Annotated in this window: 2 protein-coding genes; both read left to right on the top strand. The window is 67.0% G+C overall.

Going from position 1 to position 2,087, the window contains the following annotated elements; genetic code table 11:
- The first annotated feature begins 238 nt into the window (after positions 1-238).
- A complete protein-coding gene (locus tag ACCC94_RS29435) occupies positions 239-1,246 on the top strand; it encodes an AraC family transcriptional regulator (RefSeq protein ID WP_413353118.1) in 1,008 nt (335 codons plus the stop codon).
- Positions 1,247-1,310: 64 nt separating this feature from the next.
- On the top strand, positions 1,311-1,712 hold the full coding sequence (locus tag ACCC94_RS29430; protein ID WP_413353117.1) for an EF-hand domain-containing protein: 402 nt from the start codon (positions 1,311-1,313) through the stop codon (positions 1,710-1,712).
- Positions 1,713-2,087 lie beyond the last annotated feature (375 nt).

The following is a 2,087-nucleotide window of genomic DNA, read 5'->3' as shown; positions in this document are numbered from 1 at the left end:
GGGGCGGACAGGTCAAGCCAATCGCGGGGCATCGGGTATCTCCTGGCGGGTATCCAGTCAGCTTAGCCGCCGCTCAGGCCTGGGCATTGGCCGTGGCAACGCGGTGCGCGGCAGGCAAGTCAATGTGACCGTCCGATTGCTCGGATATTTCCCTTAACCTGCTTCCTGATTCTCTTGAGGGGCGATGGGAAAGCTGCCTAAGATGGGCCCGCCTCATGGATAACTAGAAAAAAACACCATGCGTGATCTGACCGACGATGTGGCGCTGATGCGCCCGGTGATCGACGCCCTGCGCGCCAGCGGTACCGACCCTGACCGCGTGCTGGCTCGCGTCGGCCTGCCTGCCGGCAGCCTGCCTGCCGGACGATTCCCCCACAGCGCACAGAACCTGTTCTGGAAGGCGGCCGCCGAGGAATGCGGCGAAGAGCACGTCGGCCTCTATCTGGCCGGCCATCTGCCCGCCTTCCATGGCCTGCTGCTGGAGTACCTGTTCCTTTCCAGCGCCACCTTCGGCGAAGGCCTGCGCCACGCCCTGCGCTACGTGCGCCTGCTTTCCGACACCCTCAACGCCCGCCTGGAAGTGGAGGGCGAGAAGGCCGTGCTGCTGCTCGGCCATACCGCCGGGACCAACCGGCACTTCCCCGAAATGCTCGCCGGCGCGGTGGTGCGCCTGTTCCACGCGCTTACCGAGGGTGACTTCAAGCCCCACGAAGTGCAGCTGATGCACGAGGAAGGCGCGCCCGCCGAGCGCTACCGCGAGGTTTATGGCTGCCCGGCGGTTCTGGGGGCTGAGCGCTATGCGCTGGTGTTCGATGTACAAGTGCTGGAGAAGCCCTCGCGCCATGCCGCGCCCGAGCTGCTGCGCATGCATGAATCCCTGGCGCGCCGGCAACTGGCGGAAGTGGAGCGGCTGGATCTGGTGCGCAAGGTGCGCGAACTGATCGGCGTGCTGCTGGTGGATGGCGGCGCGACGCTGGAGCAGGTGGCCGCACGTCTCGACATGCCGGCCCGCCGCCTGCGCGAGCGCCTGGCCATGGCCGGGGTGCGCTTCAACGACCTGGTCACCGACTACCGCTGCCGCCTGGCCAAGGAACTGCTGCTCAAGACCGACGAGCGCATCGAGGTGATAGTCGAGCGCACCGGCTTCTCCGAGCCGAGCACCTTCTACCGCGCCTTCAAGCGCTGGGTCGGCGAGACCCCGGTGGAGTTCCGCCGCCGCGGCCGGCCGCAGACGCCGGCGGAGTGATCGAACCGCTTCGAGTCCGCCTGTCGATAGGCTTTGCCGGTCTTCCCAGCTCAAGGAATCACCGATGCAAAGCCGACTCTGCCAAGCCCTGCTGCTCGCCACCCTGGCCCTGGCCGGCCGCTGCGCCGTGGCCGGGGAGATGAGCGAAACCGCCTTTTCCCGCCTGGACCGCAACGGCGACGGCTACATCGAGGCCAGCGACATGGCCGCCATGCGCGACCGCATGTTCCACCGCCTGGACCGCAACCATGACGGCCTGCTCACCCGTGAGGAAGTGACCCCGCCCAGCAACAGCGTCAACGTCTCGCCCAATGCCATCGCCTGGCCGGACACGGACGGCGACGGCCAGATCAACCTGGTGGAATTCATGAACCAGGAGCCGGCGCTGATCGTCCGCGCGGATCGCGATGGCGACCATCGGGTGAGTGCGGAAGAGTTTCGTGAATTGGTGGCGGCGCGGGGGTGACCTTTTGCCCCGGCCCGTTCAACGGCCTGCTGGCAAGGGCACGGACAAAGTCCATTCCTGCCGAGGTGTTCCTCTGCGCACGTTAACCCTCTCCCCCCGCCCTCTCCCTGAAGGGAGAGGGAGCCGTTCGGCGTTTGCGGCTAGCACGGAAGTTTGCCTGACACTGAACAGTCCCCGCTCCGAAGGGAGAGGGGGCCGTCCGTGCCGGCTGATGCCACGGTTTCACCCTGCACCGATCAATCCCCTCTCCCTTCAGGGAGAGGGTTAGGGAGAGGGAGAACCCAGGTAGGGACTGTCAGGGAACGGCAGTTCGTAGGGGGGCGTAAGCGCCCCCCGTTTTGGGCCGAACCGGGCGGCCCCCCCCCCCCACCCCCC

The sequence above is a fragment of the Pseudomonas sp. Pseusp97 genome (assembly GCF_047304025.1).
Lineage (GTDB): Bacteria > Pseudomonadota > Gammaproteobacteria > Pseudomonadales > Pseudomonadaceae > Pseudomonas.
Note: the sequence above shows the minus strand (reverse complement) of the source record. Positions and strands in the feature narration are given on the sequence as shown.